This is a genomic window from Phenylobacterium sp. (assembly GCF_035309685.1).
GTDB lineage: Bacteria > Pseudomonadota > Alphaproteobacteria > Caulobacterales > Caulobacteraceae > Phenylobacterium.
In genome coordinates this window covers 39,139-57,010 of sequence record NZ_DATGEX010000007.1, presented here as the reverse complement: position 1 = coordinate 57,010, position 17,872 = coordinate 39,139, and the positions used below count along the sequence as shown (strand labels likewise).

At 70.9% G+C, this 17,872-nt stretch carries 9 protein-coding genes; 4 read left to right on the top strand and 5 right to left on the bottom strand.

Annotated elements, in window-relative coordinates; genetic code table 11:
- Positions 1-11 precede the first annotated feature (11 nt).
- The 4 genes from VKQ35_RS01575 (at position 12) to VKQ35_RS01560 (ending at position 9,322) form a co-directional block, all read left to right on the top strand.
- Complete coding sequence (locus VKQ35_RS01575) at positions 12-3,878, top strand: filamentous hemagglutinin N-terminal domain-containing protein (protein WP_324358291.1); 3,867 nt, start codon at positions 12-14, stop codon at positions 3,876-3,878.
- The gene (locus tag VKQ35_RS01570; protein ID WP_324358290.1) at positions 3,875-7,048 is read left to right on the top strand and encodes a CHAT domain-containing protein; all 3,174 of its coding nucleotides are present in this window, start codon (positions 3,875-3,877) and stop codon (positions 7,046-7,048) included. Before VKQ35_RS01575 ends, VKQ35_RS01570 begins: the two co-directional genes overlap by 4 nt.
- Positions 6,993-8,756 carry a glycosyltransferase family 4 protein gene (locus VKQ35_RS01565; protein WP_324358289.1) on the top strand — a complete coding sequence of 588 codons (1,764 nt, stop codon included), beginning with the start codon at positions 6,993-6,995 and terminating at the stop codon, positions 8,754-8,756. The genes VKQ35_RS01570 and VKQ35_RS01565 overlap by 56 nt, the downstream gene beginning before the upstream one ends.
- 113 nt (positions 8,757-8,869) lie before the next feature.
- Positions 8,870-9,322, top strand: coding sequence for a hypothetical protein (locus VKQ35_RS01560; RefSeq protein ID WP_324358288.1), 453 nt, complete (start codon positions 8,870-8,872; stop codon positions 9,320-9,322).
- Here the strand turns inward: VKQ35_RS01560 and VKQ35_RS01555 are convergent.
- The 5 genes from VKQ35_RS01555 to VKQ35_RS01535 all read right to left on the bottom strand — a co-directional run bounded on the left by VKQ35_RS01555 (position 9,319) and on the right by VKQ35_RS01535 (position 17,827).
- Positions 9,319-10,635, bottom strand: coding sequence for a 2-hydroxycarboxylate transporter family protein (locus VKQ35_RS01555; protein ID WP_324358287.1), 1,317 nt, complete (start codon positions 10,633-10,635; stop codon positions 9,319-9,321). The genes VKQ35_RS01560 and VKQ35_RS01555 overlap by 4 nt on opposite strands.
- A 245-nt stretch (positions 10,636-10,880) precedes the next feature.
- Entirely contained in the window at positions 10,881-13,382 is a 2,502-nt protein-coding gene (locus VKQ35_RS01550; protein ID WP_324358286.1) for an ABC transporter permease, read from the bottom strand.
- Positions 13,383-13,426: 44 nt separating this feature from the next.
- Positions 13,427-15,832 carry an ABC transporter permease gene (locus VKQ35_RS01545; protein ID WP_324358285.1) on the bottom strand — a complete coding sequence of 802 codons (2,406 nt, stop codon included), beginning with the start codon at positions 15,830-15,832 and terminating at the stop codon, positions 13,427-13,429.
- Positions 15,833-15,840: 8 nt separating this feature from the next.
- Positions 15,841-16,521: an ABC transporter ATP-binding protein gene (locus VKQ35_RS01540; RefSeq protein ID WP_324358282.1), complete on the bottom strand. Its 681-nt coding sequence runs from the start codon at positions 16,519-16,521 to the stop codon at positions 15,841-15,843.
- Between the two features lie 10 nt (positions 16,522-16,531).
- A complete protein-coding gene (locus tag VKQ35_RS01535) occupies positions 16,532-17,827 on the bottom strand; it encodes an efflux RND transporter periplasmic adaptor subunit (protein ID WP_324358280.1) in 1,296 nt (431 codons plus the stop codon).
- Positions 17,828-17,872 lie beyond the last annotated feature (45 nt).

The following is a 17,872-nucleotide window of genomic DNA, read 5'->3' as shown; positions in this document are numbered from 1 at the left end:
GAGACGCCAGCATGACCTCTTCGCCCGCCCGCCACATCAACCGCCACCGCGGCGCCCCGGCCCGGCGCGATCTCCTGTGCCGCACCGCGCTTTGCGGCGCCCTGATGGGCGTTGTCGTTTCCATCGCCTCGCCGAGCTACGCCCTGCCGGTCTGGACCGGGCAGAGCCAGGTCAATCCGGGCGGCGCCCTGCCCTCGATCAGCAGCACGGCCGGGACCACCAATGTGGGGCTGAACGCGCCGCGCACGGTGATCGACTGGTCGACCTACAACGTCGCCAGCGGCGAGACGGTCAACTACAACTTCAACGCCCGCAACTGGATCGTGCTCAACCGCATCCAGGACAACAAGACGCCGGAAATCGACGGCACGATCGCCGGCCACGTGAACGGGGCGTTCGGCGGCAACATCTGGTTCGCCTCGCACAGCGGCATGATCATCGGCGAGGGCGCCCAGATCGACGCCGGCGGCCTCCTGCTCAGCACCGCCGCGCCGGATCTCGCGACCTTCCTCGATCCGAACAACCTGACCTTCGTCTTCCCCGGCGCCGAGGTCGTCGACCAGCCGGCGATCGGCATGCTGCCCGGCTCTTCGATCAACGGCCACGGCGGCCTGGTGGCGATCATTGCGCCGACCATCATCACGGGCGCCGGGACCGCCGTCACCGGCCAGAACGGCTCCAACGTCCTTTACGGCGCGGCGACGGGCTTCAAGCTCACCCTGGCGCAGAACGCACCCGGCGATTTCGACCTGGTCGACTTCATCATTCCCAACGGCAGCGACGCCCAGGTCCTGATGGACCTGCAGAACTCCACCAGCGCCAACTCGGTGTTCGTGGCCGCGGTCAGCCGAAGCCAGGCCTCCAGCTCGGTGATCAACCTGCAAGGCATGATCACCGCCCAGGCGGTGACCGCCGACGGCGGCGACATCATCCTGTCGGGCCGCAGCGGCATCGTCGGCAAGCAGCCGGGGCCGGACGCCGGCGGCACCCCGACCGACATCTATCTGCGCACCTCCTCGGCCTCGCGCGACATCGTGCTGGAGACCGGCGGCCAGGTGTTCGGCGACCCCTATGTGCGCCCGCCCCCGCCGCCGCCGCCGGACGGGCCGCCGCCGGCCTTCGTGCCGCCGCCGCCGCCTGGCGACGGCTGCAACAATCTCGACGCCATCGGTTGTGACGGCGGCGGCGGCAACGGCTTCGGAGGCGGCGGCGACGACTGCATCAGCGGGTGCGAACTGGCGCTCGGCGGCCCGCTCATCTCGGCGCGCCTGCACAGCGTGGTCAACGACCTCGAGGTCTCGAATCTCACGGCCGGCCGGGACACCATACTGATGGCCAGCGAGGCCATAAACCTTGGCTCGGCAAAAGCGGGCCGGGATCTCATCATCGACAGCGACACCCTGCAGGCCAACAGCCTCTCGGCGGGCCGCGCCCTGACGCTGAAGAGCGAAGGCGGCGACCTTCTCGCCGGATCGGTCACCGCCGCAGGCGCCGGCACGATCAGCTCGGCTGGCTCGGTGCAGTTCGACAGCCTCAGCCTGACCGGCGGCGCCGGCCAGACGCTCAATGTGCAGTCGGCCGGCGACATCGGACTTGGCGACGGATCGGGCTCCGCCTCGGGCGGATCGATCGTGCTCAACGCCGCCGGCAACGTCACGGTCGACCTGGCCTCCGCCTCGCTCACCACGGTGACCGCCGGCGGGACCGCCAATCTGCAGGCGGGCACGCTCAACGTCGGCACGGTCAGCGCCAACGAGGTGCTGCTGCAGGGCGGCGGCATCACGGTCGCCCACGCTGTCAGCGCCAACGACATCTACGTCTCGTCCTCCGGCGGGGCCTCGGTGGGGACCGCCAAGGCGGGCGACGACATCTATGTGCTGGCCAGCGGCGGTGACGCCTCCCTGACCAACGCCACCCTGACCGGGGCCGCTGCGGACCAAGTCGGCCCGGGCTTCGGCGGCAATCCCGACAAGGCCGGCAACGGCCGCGTGCTCGCCGTCCAGTCGGTCTCCGGCAGCGCAACCCTTGGCTCGGCGACCGGCTCGGTGACCGGCGCCACGGCGGTCAGCGTGGTCGGCGGCCTCGACGCCACCGTACAGCTGCCGACCGCCTTGCCCGGCGCCCTGACGGTGACCGCGGGCCGCGACGCCAGCCTGACGGCGCCCAGCGTGACCTTCAACGCCGTGACCGCGGGCCGCGACGTGACCCTGATGACCACCGGCGGCGATTTCACCTCGTCGGCGGCCCTGGTCGCCACCCGCAACCTGAGCATCGGCGCGGTCGGCGCGCTGACGGTCGGCGATATCACCGCGTCCTCCGGCTCGATCACCCTCACCGGCCGCAGCGTCACCGCGGGCGCCGTCATGGCGGGCCAGGACCTGACGCTGAAAGCCTCGAACGGCGCGGTCAACGTCGCCAAGTTCCAGGCCGGCCGCGACCTCATCGTGCAGGGCTCCAGCCTGTCGCTGGGCCAACAGCTCGCCGCCATCGGCCGCGACCTGTCGATCACCACGCCCGGCGCCTTCACCGCCGGCAGCGCCTTGACCGCGGGCCGCAATGTCACGCTCAACGTCGGTGGCATGGCCACGCTGCAAGGCGTCAACGCGCCCGGCAATGTCGACATCATCGCCAACGACCTGACGCTCGGCGGCGCGATCAACGCCCAGAACGTGCAGATCGAATCCGCCACCGGCGCCCTGCAGGTCGGCGGCGGCTCCGCGCCTGCGTCGGGCCTATGGCTCGACAACACCGAGTTCGGCCAGATCCACGCCAAGGGCCAGGTGAACCTCTATGCGGGCCTCGCGGCCGGCGCGACGCGCGGCGATCTGACGATCCTCAACCTGGACGTCAATCCGGCCTCGACACCGCAGGTGAACTTCCTGGTCGGGACCGGGCACAACGCCCTGGTCCAGGGCCTGATCGCGCCCACGGCCTCGGGCGGCGTCGTCCACATCGGCGACAACGCCAACGGGTCCTGGAAGCCGGATTCGATCCTGGTCAGCGGTCAGATCGGCGCGGCGGCCTACAGCAACGGAAGCTATTCCAACGTCCGCGACTTCGACGACGTGCGGCTGTTCGCGACCAACGACATCATCATCGGCTCTCAGCGCTTCATCAGCCTGATCCAGTCGACGTCCAATGCCGACATCGAGATCGGCAAGAACAAACCGGCCGGCGTGGCGGCGACCGCCGCGGAGCAGAACCGTGTGCTGGTGGCGGCCGGCGACCTGGAGCTCTCCGCCTCGGGCAAGGTGGTCTCGCAGAACACCGGCCCGACGCCCGACCAGTCGGTGGGCCTGTTCCTGACCGGCAAGCCCGGCGCCACCGCCGTCACGCCGGACCTGATCATCGATCCGCCGCAGCTCGTCGACCTCTACGGCTCGTTCGTCAGCCAGGGCGGCCAGGTGGTGTCGAGCTTCTCGGCCGGCGCGGGCGTGGCCTTCACCATCGTCGACTCCGCGGGCAATCCGACCTCCGCCCCGCTAGGCGCGATCTACCGCTTCGACAGCTGCACGCTCGGCACCAACCAGTGCGCGGGGGCGACCACGGTGACCAGCAACCTGGCGCAGAACACGCCCACGCTGAATGTCAGCTCGACCGGCGGCGGCGGACTGGGCGCCGACACCGCCGGCGGCGGGTCAGGCGATTCCGGGGACTCCGGCGACGGCTCGTCCGGCGGCGGCTCCAGCGGCGGCGGCAAGGGCAGTGCGGCCAAGGCCGCCGGCGGACGCAACAGCGGGCCGCCGCTGTTGTCCTCGGCGCCGCCGGAAGCCGACGCCGTGCTCACCGATCCGGTCACCACCGGCGCCGGCAGCGAAGAGATCTGGCGCAAGCGTGACAAGGACGCCAAACCGAGCCCGCAGGGGAGCAAGCCATGACCGGCGCGCGGATCCCGCTCATCCGGACTTGGGCCGCACTAAGCGGCGCGATGCTGCTCCTGGGCTTCACGGGCGCGGGCCACGCCCAGACCCGGGCCGACCTGATCCCGCTTGGCCGCAGCGCCGCCTCAGGCGCGGTCTGCGAGGCGGTGCGCGACTACGACGACCCGGTGGTGCAGGCGCAGGGCCGGCGCGGCTGGAACATCCATTGCCGGGGCTGGGACGTGAACCTTGGCCGCATCTATGTGCTGCCCAACGCCGCCGCCCAGAGCGCCTGGAGCCAGGCGCTCGCGACGCGGGCGACCTGCGCGGCGGCGAAACCGGAGACGATCGCCGGCCTGGGCGCCGTCGACCGGCGCGCCTGCCATGCGGCCTCCAGCAACGCCACCTACCTCACCTACGGCGCCAGGAAGGGCGGCGGCCTTTACGTCGCCGAGGGCGCCAGCCAGATCGCCGACGTGCTCGAGACCGGGCTGAAGGTGGTCTCCGGCGCCGCCAGGCCGCCGAAGGTCGCCGAGGTGCAGGTCTCCGCCGCCAGCGCCGAGATCGCCGCCGACTTCGGGGGCGCCTCGGGCGGCCTCGCCCGCGCCCAGGCCGCCGCGGCCACCGATCCGGCCCGCCTGAAGGCGCGCGCCTATGTGCAGAACAACGAGTGGCATTTCGACGAGGCCGAGACCGACTTCCAGGCGCTGGCCACCGACGCCCAGGCGCGCAACGCCTCGCCGCGCGAACAGGGCGAGGCCCTGCTGAACCTGGCGCTCAACATTTCCAACAATGGCCGCTTCGCCGAGGCCGACCGCCAGTTCGCCGCCGCCGATGCGCAGGTCGCCCAGGCCGGCGACCCGGTGCTGGCCGCCCAGGCGCTGAGCTACCACGCCCTGCATCTGCGCAATGAAGGCAAGTTCTCCGAAGCCGTCACGGCCGCGCGGGCGACGCTGCAGGCCCGCGAACAGGTCCGCACGGCCCGCGGCCTGACCGTCAAGGGCCCGACCGTCGTGGCGACCGGCGGCGTCGTGGCCATCGGGTCCGACCTGTCGCACGCGCTCAACACCCGCTCCGGCGGCCAGGACCTGATGGGCGGTGGCGGCGCGGTCTCGATCAACGACCAGTTCCTGGTGCAGGACGCCCAGGCCTGGGAGGTCATCGGCTCGTCCCTGGCCGCCCAGGGCGACGACGCCGGCGCGCGCGAGGCGCTGGCCCAGGCCGGCCGCACCCTGACCGCCAGCGAGGCCGACGGCGCCCTCAACGTCTGGCTGCGCAGCCGCGTGGAGGCCGATATCGCCGACCTGGATCTGGCCGCCGGCCAGCCCGGCCAGGCCGCCGACCGCCTGACCACCTCGATCCAGATCCTGCGCGCCCGCCATGCCGGCACGGCGACCGAAGGCGGCCTCCTGCTGCAGCTTGGCCACGCCCAGATGCTGGCCGGCCGCGACGACGCGGCGCTGGCGAGCTTCGGCCGGGCGTTTTCCCTGTTCCAGAGCCAGCGGGGCTCGCTTGGCGCCTCGGCCGACGACGCCGCGCCCTACTTCGACCTGCTGCTGGCCAAGATCGCCTCCGATCCGAGCCATGCCGACGACTATAAGGGCCGCTTCTTCTCGGCGGCCGAAAGCGTGGTCTCCAACGCCACCGCCCAGACGGTCTCCAAGCTGGCCGCGCGCGTGGCCTCGGGCGACGGCGCGATCACCGGCCTGGTGCGCGCGCTCGACGACACCAAGCGCGAGCTTCGCGCCACCGAGGCCAGGATCGCCAACGCCCAGGCGCAGGGCGCCTATGCCGGCGAGGCCAAGACCACGCTCGACGCCCAGCTGAAGACCCTGCAGACCCAATCCGACACCCTGGAAGCCCAGCTGCTGGCGGCCAATCCCCGCTACGCCCAGCTGGTCGCCTCCACCGCCGCGATCGGCGACCTGCAGAAGGCGCTGCGGCCCGACGAGGTCTATCTGAAGCTGGTGCTGCTGGGCCCGCGCGGCTACGGCATCCTGGTCTCCAAGACCGCCGCGAAATCCTATGCCCTGACCCTGTCGCGCAATCAGGCCGCCGCCGCGGTGCGCGCCATCCGCGCGCCCTTCGAGGCGGAAGACAACCTGCCCGCGTTCGACATCGCCAAGTCCTACGCCCTCTTCCAACAGCTGGCCGGGCCGGTGCGCGGCGAGATCGCCGCCGCCAAGCACCTGATCTACGAGCCGGACGGCGCGCTGATCTCGCTCCCGGTCGCCACCCTGGTGATGGACGACCCGGCGCCGCTGCTGGCGGGCCTGGCCAAGGGCAAGGAGCCTGACTACCGCAAGGTGGCTTGGCTGGGCGCCCGGCTGGACAGCTCGCTCGTCCTGTCGGCGGCGAGCTTCATGCAGTCCCGCGCCTTCAGCCCGTCCCGCGCCAAGCAGACCTTCCTGGCCTTCGCCGACCCGGCCAGCGCCAAGGCCGAGCCCCGCGCCTACGCCTCGGTGCTGAAGCGCTCGGGGACGATCGCCGGCGGCAATGGCGCGAACGTCTGCGAGGGCACCCGCCAGGCCCTGCTGCGCCTGCCGGAACTCCCCGACACCGCCGACGAGGTGCGCAAGGTCAGCGCCAGCCTGCACGACACCCGCCCCGACGATCTCCTGATCGGCAAGGCGTTCACCGACGACGCGGTCAAGTCACGCAGCGACCTGGGCGACTTCAAGGTGCTGTATTTCGCGACCCACGGCCTGCTGCCGCAGCCCTCGGCCTGCCTGCCGGAGCCGGCGCTGGTCACCTCGGTGGGCGCGGGCGCCGACAGCGACGGTCTGCTGGACGCCAGCGAGATCCTCGACCTCAAGCTCGACGCCGACCTGGTGGTGCTTTCGGCCTGCGACACCGGCGGCGCGGGCTCCGACGCCGCCGACCTCACCGGCCTGCAGGGCGGTGGCGAGGCGCTGGGCGGCCTGACCCGGGCGGTGATCTACGCCGGCGGCCGGGCCCTGGTGGTCAGCCACTGGTCCGTGGACTCCGCGGCGACGGTGCGGCTGATGACCGGCCTGTTCTCCACCCAGGGCGGCAGCGAGGCCGAGGCCCTGCAGAAGGCGCAGGTCGTCCTGCAGCAGAGCCCCGACTGGTCGCACCCCTACTTCTGGGCGCCCTTCACCATCGTGGGCGATGGCGCGCGGGCCATGCCGACCTCGTCCGCCGCCGCGGCGGCCGGCCAGCCCTAGCGGACGCCCCGGCATCGCCGCGTCTCGCCCCGCTGCGGCCGGTTCCGGCAACGCCGCGATCTATTTCGATCGCGAGCCCTATGACGCCGCCCTGGCGCGCCCGCTGGGCCGCCAGTCGGCCGGCGAGGGCTTTCTGCGCGGCTTCCTGCAGCACGCCGACGTCGAGCAGGTCTATCTGTGGAACGTCCGCGACCGGCCCGTGGCCGAATTCGCACCGCTGCTCGAGCGGCTGGGTCCGCCCGGCAAGCCCCTGACCTGGATCGGGCCCGACCGCGCCGCGCTCGCCGCGCCGGGCGCGGTGCACATCCCGACGCCGGAGCTGCGGCAGGAGGCCTGGGCGCGCCGCGAGGCCGGCGCTGCCAGCTATTCCCTGACCGGCGTCACCCACACCATCGCCGAGCACCACATCATGGCCGAGATCGCCGGCCTGTTGATCGGGCCGGTGGAGACCTGGGACGCGCTCATCTGCACCTCGCCCGCCGTGCAGAGCGCCGTGCAGACCCAGCTGGCGGCGGTCGCCGAGTACCTGCACGACCGCTTCGGCGTCACCCGCATGCCGGCCGCCCAGCTGGTCACCATCCCGCTGGGCGTCCACACCCAGGATTTCACGCCGGACCCGGAGGCGCGGCGCCGCTGGCGCGACGCGCTCGACGTGCCGCAGGACGCCTTCGCCGCGCTCTATTTCGGCCGCTTCAACATCGCCACCAAGATGAACCCCGCGCCCATGGGCCTGGCCCTGCAGGAGGCGGCCCGCCGCACCCGCCAGCCGGTCTATTGGATCCTGTTCGGCGGCACCTTCTCGCCGGACGCCGACCAGGCCTTCCGCGAGGCCGCCCAGGCCTTCTGCCCCGACGTGCAGCTGCGCTTCGTCGGCGAGGCGCAGCCCGACGCCCACGGCCCGATCTGGTCGGCGGCCGACGCCTTCATCTCATTTTCGGACAATGTGCAGGAGAGCTTCGGCCTGACGGTCCCCGAAGCCATGGCCGCGGGCCTGCCCTGCGTGGTCTCCGACTGGGACGGCTATCGCGCCAGCCTGCGCCACGGGACGGACGGCTTCCTGATCCGGACGACGACGCCCCGGCCCGGCCTCGGCGCCGATCTCGCCTACCGCTACGCCCACGGCATCGGCGGCTACGACCGCTATTTCATCGCCCAATCGCAGTTCACCGCGGTCGATGTCGAACGGGCCGGCCAGGCGCTGGCGGCGCTGATCCAGGACCCGGAGCGGCGGGCGCGCATGGGCGCCTCGGCCATGGCGCGCGCGCGTTCGGTTTTCGACTGGAAGGCGGTGATCCCGCAATACCAGACGCTGTGGCGCGAGCTCGAGCGGCGGCGCAGGGCCGCGCCGGCGCAGGCGCCGGGCGTCGGCCTGGAGAACCCCTGGGCGCTGGACCCCTTCCGCATGTTCGCGGCCTATCCGAGCCACACGCTCGCCCACACCGACACGGTGCAGCTGACCCGGGCGTTCGCGCCGGCCGACCTGGCGGCGATCATGGCCGCGCCTTCGGTGCGCGGCGCGGAGAGCCGGCTGCCCACCTTGCCGCAGACCGAAGCCCTGATCGCGGCGCTGTCGCACGACCGCCCGGCCGCGGTGGGCGCGATCCTGAGCGGATTTCCGCCACAAGAACGGCCTTTCCTGGAGCGCGGCCTCGTGTGGCTGGCCAAGTACGGCCTCGTCAGATTTTCGAGGGTAACGTTAAAAGAATGACAATTGGCCTCACCCTTGCTTGAGGCCAAACGGTACCGCGGCACGTACCTTTGTGGTACTAGAGAAGAACAAACCTCACCGCTTTCGCGCGGTGGTTGAACAAGAGGTTCCGTATGCGTCGCTTCATTCTTGGCGTTCTGCTCGCGGCCGGCGTGGCCGGCGCGGCGAACGCCAGCGACTACATCGTCGTCAACTCAACGGATCCGGGCATCAAGCGCGGCATGGCGCTGGACGCCGGCATGCGCGTGCCCGTGGCGGCCGGCAAGAGCGTGACCGTGATGCGCGCGTCCGGCGAGATCACCACCCTGCAGGCCGGCGCGGCCGGCGTCACGCTCCCCGGCGCGAAGCTCGCCGCCAGCGACGGCGCCAAGTTCGACAGCCTGAAGTCGCTGATCGACCCGCCGCCGGCCGGCCGCACCTTCGGGGCCCGCCGCGGCGGCGCGCTCTGCCCTGACGCCAACAGCCTGGACGACATCCTGAAGCTCGCCGACACCCCTGGGTGCAAGAGCGAGGCCCGCGAGGCGCTCGACGCCTACATCGCCAAGAACGGCGGCGGCGCCAACTAGCCGCCGGCGCCGAGGCGCGCGAACAGGACCAGAGTCAAGGTCACCATGATCGCGCCTCCGATCCGCGTGGCGATCTGGGCGAAGGGCATCAGCTGCATGCGGTTGCCGGCGGTGAGGATCGCCACATCGCCGGTGCCGCCCTGCCCGGAATGGCAGGCGTTCACGATGGCCGCATCGATCGGATAGAGCCTGACGAACCGGGCGACCACGAAGCCCGTCCCCATCAGCGTCGCCACGGTGACGACGATGGTGGTCAGCGTCGGCAGGTTGAAGGCGCCGATCAGCTTCTCCCAGGGCGTCTTGGCGGCCCCGATGGCGAACAGCAGCGGGTAAGTCACCGCCTGGGAAAAGAACTGGAAGTTGGCGAAGGCGCCGCGCTCCAGCCTGGGCGAGGCCACGTGGCCAAACTTCATCAGGACCGCCAGCGCCAGCATCACCACCGGGCCGGGCCAGTTCCACAGCTTCTGGGCGAGCGCGCCGACCAGATAGAGCGTCACCGCCATCACCAGCGCCGCGCCGACGTCGGCCGGGGTCACCGGCGCGCGTTCAGCGTCCGGCGTGGCGAAGGGCTCGTCGTCCTGCTCGCCGGGTTGCAGGCGCCCCTCGCCGGTCAGGTGCGGATAGCGTTTGCCGACGGCGTTCAGCGCGCCCGCGAACAGGATAGCCGTCAGGCTCCCCAGCATCACCGCCGGCAGCACCTGCGCGAACAGCTCGCCCTGCGGCTGGTGCGAGAAATTGGCGTAGCCGATGGTCAGGGGAATCGCGCCCTCGCCGACCCCGCCGGCCATGATCGGCGCCACAACCTTGAAGAAGGTGTGCGACAGCCCCAGCCCCAGCGCCGTCCCGACCGCGCAGCCCACGGCGCAGGCGACGACCGATCCGATGGCCAGCGGCACGAAGATTTTCACGAACCCGGCGATCAGCACGCGCCGGTCCATGCCCAGGATCGAGCCGACGATGATCGCGGCGATGAACAGGTAGAGGAAGTTGGAGTTGTCGGTGAACGCCGTGATCGACTTCACCAGGCTCCCCGGCAGCAGGTGGGCGTAGACCAGGTACGACGGCAGGAAGGTCGCCAGGATCGCCGCCAGGCCCAGGTTCTTCAGGCCGGGCGTGCGCTTGCCGATCTCGGCGCAGAAGAAGCCGCCCACCGCCAGCACCACGATGTTCATCAGGATGTCCGACGGCGGCGCGCCCAGCCAGACGAAGGCGGCGGTGACGGCCACGCCGACAATGGCGACCGGCACGGGCACCATGCCCAGCCGCAGGTCCATGATCCGCCACCAGGCGGCGCGTGGCCCCGGCTCACTCACCGGCGAAATCCAGCGATTCCCATGCGGCGCTCCCCTTTTGAGCTGAGCTTGCCCGCCGCGCGGCGGGAGCGCCAGCCCAGCGGCCTCCCCTCCCCCTTGCGGGGAGGGGTCAGGGGTGGGGGTGCAAGCTGTGAGGACTGCGCTTCGGCCCATAAGCACGGCGATGACACCCCCACTCCCTACCCTCGCCCCGCAAGGGGGCGAGGACGCCAAGAGCACTCGATCCCGCCGATTTTCGATTCAGCCTACTCGTACCTCAGCGCGCGCGAGGGCTCAGCGCGGCTGACCCGGATCGCCTGCTCGGCCACGGTCAGCACCGCTACCAGGACCGCCGCCAGGCTCGGGACCAGGAAGAAGACGGGATTGAGCCCGATCCGCTCATTGAAGCCCGCCAGCCACCAGCTCATGGCGAGGTACGCCACCGGCCAGGCGATCAGGTTGGCCCACAGGACCGGACGCAGGAACTCGCCGATGAGCAGGCGCAGGACGTCGGCGGTCGAGGCGCCCAGGGTCTTGCGGATGCCGATCTCCTTGACCCGCCGGCTGGTGTTGAAGGCGGCCAGCCCATAGAGGCCCAGGCAGGCGATCGCCGCCGAGAGCACGGCGCCGGCGGCGAACAGCTGCCCGCGCCGCGCGTCGCTGTCGTAGAACGGCTTCATGGTCACCTGCACCGTCTCGCCCTGGAACGGCGCGCCGGGCGCGAGGCCGCGCCAGACCGCCTCCAGCCGCTGGCGGACCTCCGCCTGCGTCCCGTCACGCACCCGCACCGCCGCGGACCAGGCGCTCGGTGCGTTCGGCGGACCCAGGCGGCTGTTCAGGAGGTAGAACTGCGGCGGCGGCGGCAGGCGGGGCGAGTCGAAGCGAACGTCGGCGACCACGCCGACGATGGTGGCGATCGCCCGATTGCCCTTGTCGCTCCGACTGAAGATGATCTGCTGGCCCAGCGCCTTGGCGGGATCGGTGAATCCGAGTTCGCGCGCGGCGCCCGCGTTGATCATGGTGTTGATGCCACGGCCGGCGTCAGCGATCTGGTCGTAGGTCTCCCCCGCGCGGTCGTCGGCGCCATGGCTCTCGTCCAGCACCCGGCCCGCGACCAGCTTGAGGCCATAGGTCCGCGCGTAGTCGGACCCGATCCGTTCGTACAGCAGCGAGGGCTTGATCTCCGGCTTCCCGACCAGCTCCACATTGGTGTTGCTGTTGGACTCCGGGTCCGGGTGGCGGTCCGAGGCCGTCACCGAGAGCACGCCCGGCGTATGGCGGAAGGCCTCGACGATGGTGCGCATCTGCGGCGCCACCTGCTGGTCGCCCAGGCCGCGCACGATCAGCAGGCCGTCGCGCCGGAAGCCGACCTCGGCGCCGCGCAGATACTGCATCTGGGCGAAGATCACCGCCGTGCACACCATCAGGCAGATAGCGATGGCGAACTGCCCGACCGCCAGGGCCTCGCGCAGCCGCGCGCCGGCCCGTCCGCCGCCCGGAGCCCGGGCTGAGGCCAGGACGGATGCGGCGCGGAAGCGCGCCAGCACCACCGCCGGATAGACGCCCGCCGCCAGACCGACGACGAGGCACAGGCCAAGCAGGGGCAGGAGCATGCCCCGCGCGCCGAAATAGGTCATGCGGATAGGCTCGCCGAGCACCGCGCTCACCGCCGGCAGGGCGATCTCGATCAGGGCGGCGCCGATCAGTCCCGCCGCCAAGGCGACGGCGACCGACTCGCCGACGAACTGGGCGATCAGCATGCCGCGCGTCGCACCCATCACCTTGCGGATCGCCACCTCGCGCGCCCGCATCCCGGCCCGCGCCGTGGCCAGGCTCACATAGTTGACCACCGCGATCAGCAGGGTGACGGCGCCCATCACGCCCAGGGCGGTCACGAACAGGCCGTCGACGGCGGGCCTGAAAACGTCCACGGTCGAGTCCGTGAGGTGCAGCTTCGCCAGCGGCGCCAGTCTATAGTGGACATGCTGGCTGGCGGGCTTCTGCATATCGGTCGCCTCGCGGTCCACGAAGGCCGGAAATTCGCGGTCGATGGTGGCCGCGTCCGCCGGCGAACCCAGACGCACGAAGGTAGCCATCCAGTTGGACCCCCAGCTGGGCATGAAGTCCTTGCGGCCGGTCAGGATCTCCGGGACCAGCCGGACCACGATATCCAGCACCAGGTTGCTGTCGGGCGGCAGGTCGCGCAGCACGCCGCTCACGCGGTAGTCGCGGGGCTGGCCGTCGATGACGATGGTCAAGCGTCGGCCCACGGCCTGGTCGGTTCCGAAATACTTGCGCGCGGTGGCCTGGGTGATGACTGCGCCGGTGGAGTCGTTGAGCGAGCTCGCCCGGTCGCCCGCCACGAACGGGAACGGGAAGATGTCCCAGACCGACGGGTCGGCGAAGATCACCCGCTCGAAGGCCTGCTGGCCCCCGTTGCGGGCCGTGTTGCGGACCACGTAGCTGTTGTCCATCACCCGGGCGGCGGCGCGGATCTGCGGGAAATCGGCCAGGAGGCGCGACTGCAGAAGGTAGGGCGTCTGCGAGGAATGGTGCGGCGGCTGGCCGGGCCAGGTGGACATCTGGTTGACCCGGAAGATGGCGTCCCGGTGCGGCGCCCAGTGGTCGAAGCCGGTCTCGAAGCGGACCACCAGGAACAGGATCGTGCAGACCGCCAGGCCCAGCGCCAGGCCGAAGGTGTTCAGCAGGGCGTAGAGCCTGTGCCGGCTCAGCGTGCGGTAGAGCGACAGGGCGTAGTTACCCAGCATGGCGATGCTCTCGGCGTGGATTGCGGATGGGGGATGCGGGCGCGCTACTCATGGCGAAGCGCCTTGGACGGCGGCGCGCGGGCGACGAACAGCGCCTGGGCCGCGACGGTCGCCACCGCGATCAGCAGCGTCATGGCCGAGGCGATGAGGAAATAGGCCGGTGTCAGCGCCACCCGCTGGTCGAAGCCGACCAGATAGGCGCTGAGCGCCACATAGGCTAGCGGCCACGCCGCCAGATTGGCCAGCACCACCGGCCGCAGGAACTGGCCCATCAGCAGGCGCAATATATCCGCTGTCGAGGCGCCCAGCGTCTTGCGGATGCCGATCTCCTTGACCCGCTGGGCCGTGTTGAACGAGGCCAGGCCATAGAGGCCGATGCAGCCGATCGCCACCGCCAGGACGGCGGCCAGGGTCAGCATGCGGCTGATCTGCTCGTCGGTCCGGTAGTAGGGCTCGAGCTCGGCCGCCATGGTCTTGGCCAGGAACGGCTCGGTGGGCACGATGCGCCGCCAGTCGGCCGCCAGCCGCGGCATCAGGGCGTCGCTGTCGACGCCGGCGTAACGGACCGCCGCCTCCGCGCCGTCGATGGGGCCCGAGAACGCCAGATAGATGATCGGCGCGAGCTTCTCATGGGGCGACCTGAACCGCATGTCGCTGACCACCCCGATGACAGTGAAGGGCTTGGTCCCCCCCTCTAGGCTCTGGCCGACGGCGTCACGTGGCCTTGCGAACCCCAGCACCTGCACGGCGCGGGCGTTGAGCACGATGTTGATGCTGGCCCCGTCGTCCGGCGAGACGGAGAAGTCGGCGGCCCGGCTGGGATCAGGCAGCCGCCCGGCCAGCAGCCGCGCGCCATAGGTCTGCAGGAAGTTCGGCCCGATCGCGACGGTGTCGATGATCGGCCCATGGCCGGGCGCGCCCGCGCGCTTGAACGTATTCATCAGGCGGAAATTGTAGCCGGGCGCGTTGTTCGCCTGCCCCGCGGCGACCACGCCGGGCTCCGCGCGCCAAGCGGTCAGCAGGCTGGCGCGCTGTTCGGGGGTGAGGTCCTCGTGCGGAAAGGAATCCACCTGGATCAGGCCTTGCCGCCGGAAGCCCAGGTCGGCGCGATGCAGATAGGCGGCCTGGCTGACGATCACCGCCATGCCGATGGTGAAGGCGATGGCGATGGCGAATTGCAGGATCACCAGGGCCTCGCGCAGCCGCGAGCCCACCCGTCCGCCGCCGGGCGAGCGCGCGGAGACAAGCACGCTGGCCGGCTGGAAGCGCGACAGGACGAAGGCCGGGTAAACTCCCGCGCCGACGCCCACCACCAGGACCACGAACGCCATCATTCCGGCGAGCCAGGGGTCGCCGAGATAGTCGAGTTTGAGGGTGACTCCGATGGCCGCGCTGAACAGCGGCAGCACCAGCTCACAGAGGGCCAAGCCCATCAAGGCGCCGCAGAGGGCCACTACCACCGACTCGCCCACGAACTGGGCGATCAGCCCGCGCCGTGTGGCGCCCATCACCTTGCGCAGCGCCACCTCCTTGGCCCGCATCGAGGCCCGCGCGGTCGCGAGGTTCACGTAGTTCACAGCCGCCAGCAGCAGGGTCAGCGCCGCCACCGCGGCGATGGCGGCGACAATCGCCCCGGCGGGCGGGACGATCAGGTGCAGATGGCGCAGGGGCGTCAGGCGAAGGGCGAGGACCTTGCGCGGCGGGTTTTCGCTTGAGGGTGCGTAGTGCCGATCGATGAAGCTCTCGAAGCCCTCGTCCAGCGCCTTGGCCGCGCCCGGCGTCGCGAACCGAAGATAGGTTGAGGCGCTCCTGCGGCACCAGCAACGCCATCGGGGAATCTCATCCGGCGTCGGCTGCTCCATGCGAACCAGGAAGTCGAACATGAAGTCGGTCGTCGGCGGCGGGTCTTTGATCACGCCCACGACGCGGTAGGTCCGCACCTTCTTGTCGAGGCTGAGCGTCAACCGCTGGCCGATGGGATTGGCGGCGCCGAAGTACCTTCGCGCCTTGCTCTGCGCGATCACCATCTCGTCGGGCGCCCGAAGCGCCAGGGTCCGGTCGCCGGCGATCAAGGGCAGGTCGAAAACCTTGAAGAAGCTCGAGTCCACCCACGTCACGTGCTCCGGCGTGATCGTGGCGCCTTGCCGGACGGTGGCCAGATCGCCGTTGGCGCGGGTCCCCACAATCTGCGGGTAGTCGCCCTGAAGCTCGTCCAGAAGCGCGCCCTTCGTACTGGAGTCCCACCCTCCCACGACAAAGTCTTTGCTCTGGACCACGTAGATCTGGTCCGCGTGCGGGATCCAGGCCTCGAAGCTGGTCTCGAAATGCACCACCAGCATCAGCACGAGGAACACCGCCACGCCCAGCGCCAGGCCCAGGACATTGATCGCCGCGTAGAGCCTGTGCCGTGCGACGGAGCGGTAGAACGTCAGGAGCCAGTGGGCGAACATGCCCGGCCTCAGGCGGCGCGGCTGGCGGAGATGACGATGCGGCCGTCCAGCATGTCGATGCGCCGCTGGGCGATGTCGGCGTGGCGCGGCGAGTGGGTGACCATGACGATGGTCGCGCCCTCGCGGTTCAGGCTTTTCAGGATCTCCATCACCTGCTCGCCGTTCTCGCTGTCGAGGTTGCCGGTGGGCTCGTCGGCGAGGATCAGCGAGGGCTGGCCGACGATGGCGCGGGCGATCGCCGCGCGCTGCTGCTGGCCGCCGGAGAGCTGGTGCGGATAGTGCCGGGCGCGGTGGGCGACGCCGACGCGGTCCAGGGCCGCCTCGACGCGCGCCTTGCGGTCCTTGCCGGCCCAGCGGCGGTAGACCAGCCCCAGCTCGACGTTCTCGGCGATGGTCAGCTCGTCGATCAGGTTGAAGCTCTGGAACACGAAGCCCAGGTTGTCGCGCCGCATGCGGGCGAGCTGCGCTTCCTCCAGGTCGGTAACCTCCTGGCCGCGGAACAGGTAGCGGCCGCTGGTCGGCCGGTCGATCATGCCCAGCGTGTTCAAGAGCGTGGACTTGCCGCAGCCCGACGGGCCCATGATCGCCACGAACTCGCCCTCCTCGATGGAAAGGTCGATGGACCGCAGCGCCGTGGTCTCGACCTCGTCTGAGCGGAACAGGCGGTTGATGTCGGCGAGCACGATCATGAGGCGTCTCTCAGCGAAGGATGAGGTGGGCGTAGGGAGCGAGCCCGGCATAGGAGGAGACCACCACCCGCTCGCCGGGCGAGAGGCCGGACGCCACCTCCACCTGCTGCGGATTGCGGCGGCGCACGGTGATGGCGCGGCGGTCGGCCGTGTGGCCATCGGGGCGGACCACGAAGGCGAAGGACCCGCCGGAGCCTTCCAGCCAGGCCTCGTTGGGCAGCACGAGCGCGGGCCGGGTGTCGCCCAGGATCAGGCGCACATCCAGGCTCTGGCCGCGGCGAAGCGTTGCGGGCATCGATCCCTGGAACGCCAGCTCCACATGGAAATGCCCCTGGGTGACCTGCGGCAGGACGCGGGCGACCTTCACTGGCACGGCGTGGCCGTCGATGTCGGCGCTGGCCGACTGCCCGACCGCGACGCGGCCCAGGTAGAACTCGTCGAGCTCGGCGGTGAGCTTGTAGGCGCCCTCGGAATCCACCTGGCCGACGCTGTCGCCGGCCTTCAGCGGCTGGCCGGGCTGCAGCAGGAAGTTGGTCAGGCGGCCCTTCATCGGGGCCTTGATGGTCAGCGCGTCCAGGCTCGCCTGCACCGCGGTCAGGTTGTCGTTCAGCCGCGCGGAGAGCGCCCGCACCTGGCCGGCCTGCGCCGCGCCCAGCGCCGTTTCGCGGCCATTGTTGGCCTGCAGCGCCGCCACGCGGGACTGGTTGTAGGCCGCGTCGTCCCGCGCCGTCTGCAGCGCCACATCGGAGTCGAAGCCGCCATCGTGCAGGGTTTGGCGGCGATCGAGCTCATGGCGCGCCTTCTGCAGCTCGTAGGTCGCCTGGGCCAGGTCGCGCTCGCGGTCCGACTGGGCCTTCTGCAGGGCCAGCTGCTGGGCGCTGACGTCGCCGAGCTTGCCGGAGATTTCCGCCTCCTGCGCCACCACCGCCAGGCGCAGTTGCGGGTTGGTCAGGCGCGCGATCGGTGTCCCGGCCGCCACCTCCGAGCCGTCCAGCACCAGGACCTGGCTCACCTGGCCGCCCTCGATGGCGGTGACGAACTGGGTGGTCAGCGGCGCGACCTCGGCGCGGACCGGCACATAGTCCTGGAAGGGCTCGCGCCGCACCTGCGCGATCTGCGTCTCGCTGGCCTTCACTGCGATGGAGTTGGCGCCGGGCAGCAGCCAGACGATCAGCGCCACGATGGCGATCAGCGCCACGCCGATCGCCGCCAGCAGCGGCCAGCGCCGGCGCCCGGGCTTGCCGATCACCCGGTCCATGCTCTCGGCGGCGGTGTGCAGGTAGGAGACTTCGGAACTGGACGTCATGGGCCTGGAATGCAAGGTTCGCGGTCAGCGTAACCCCGGCTTGGC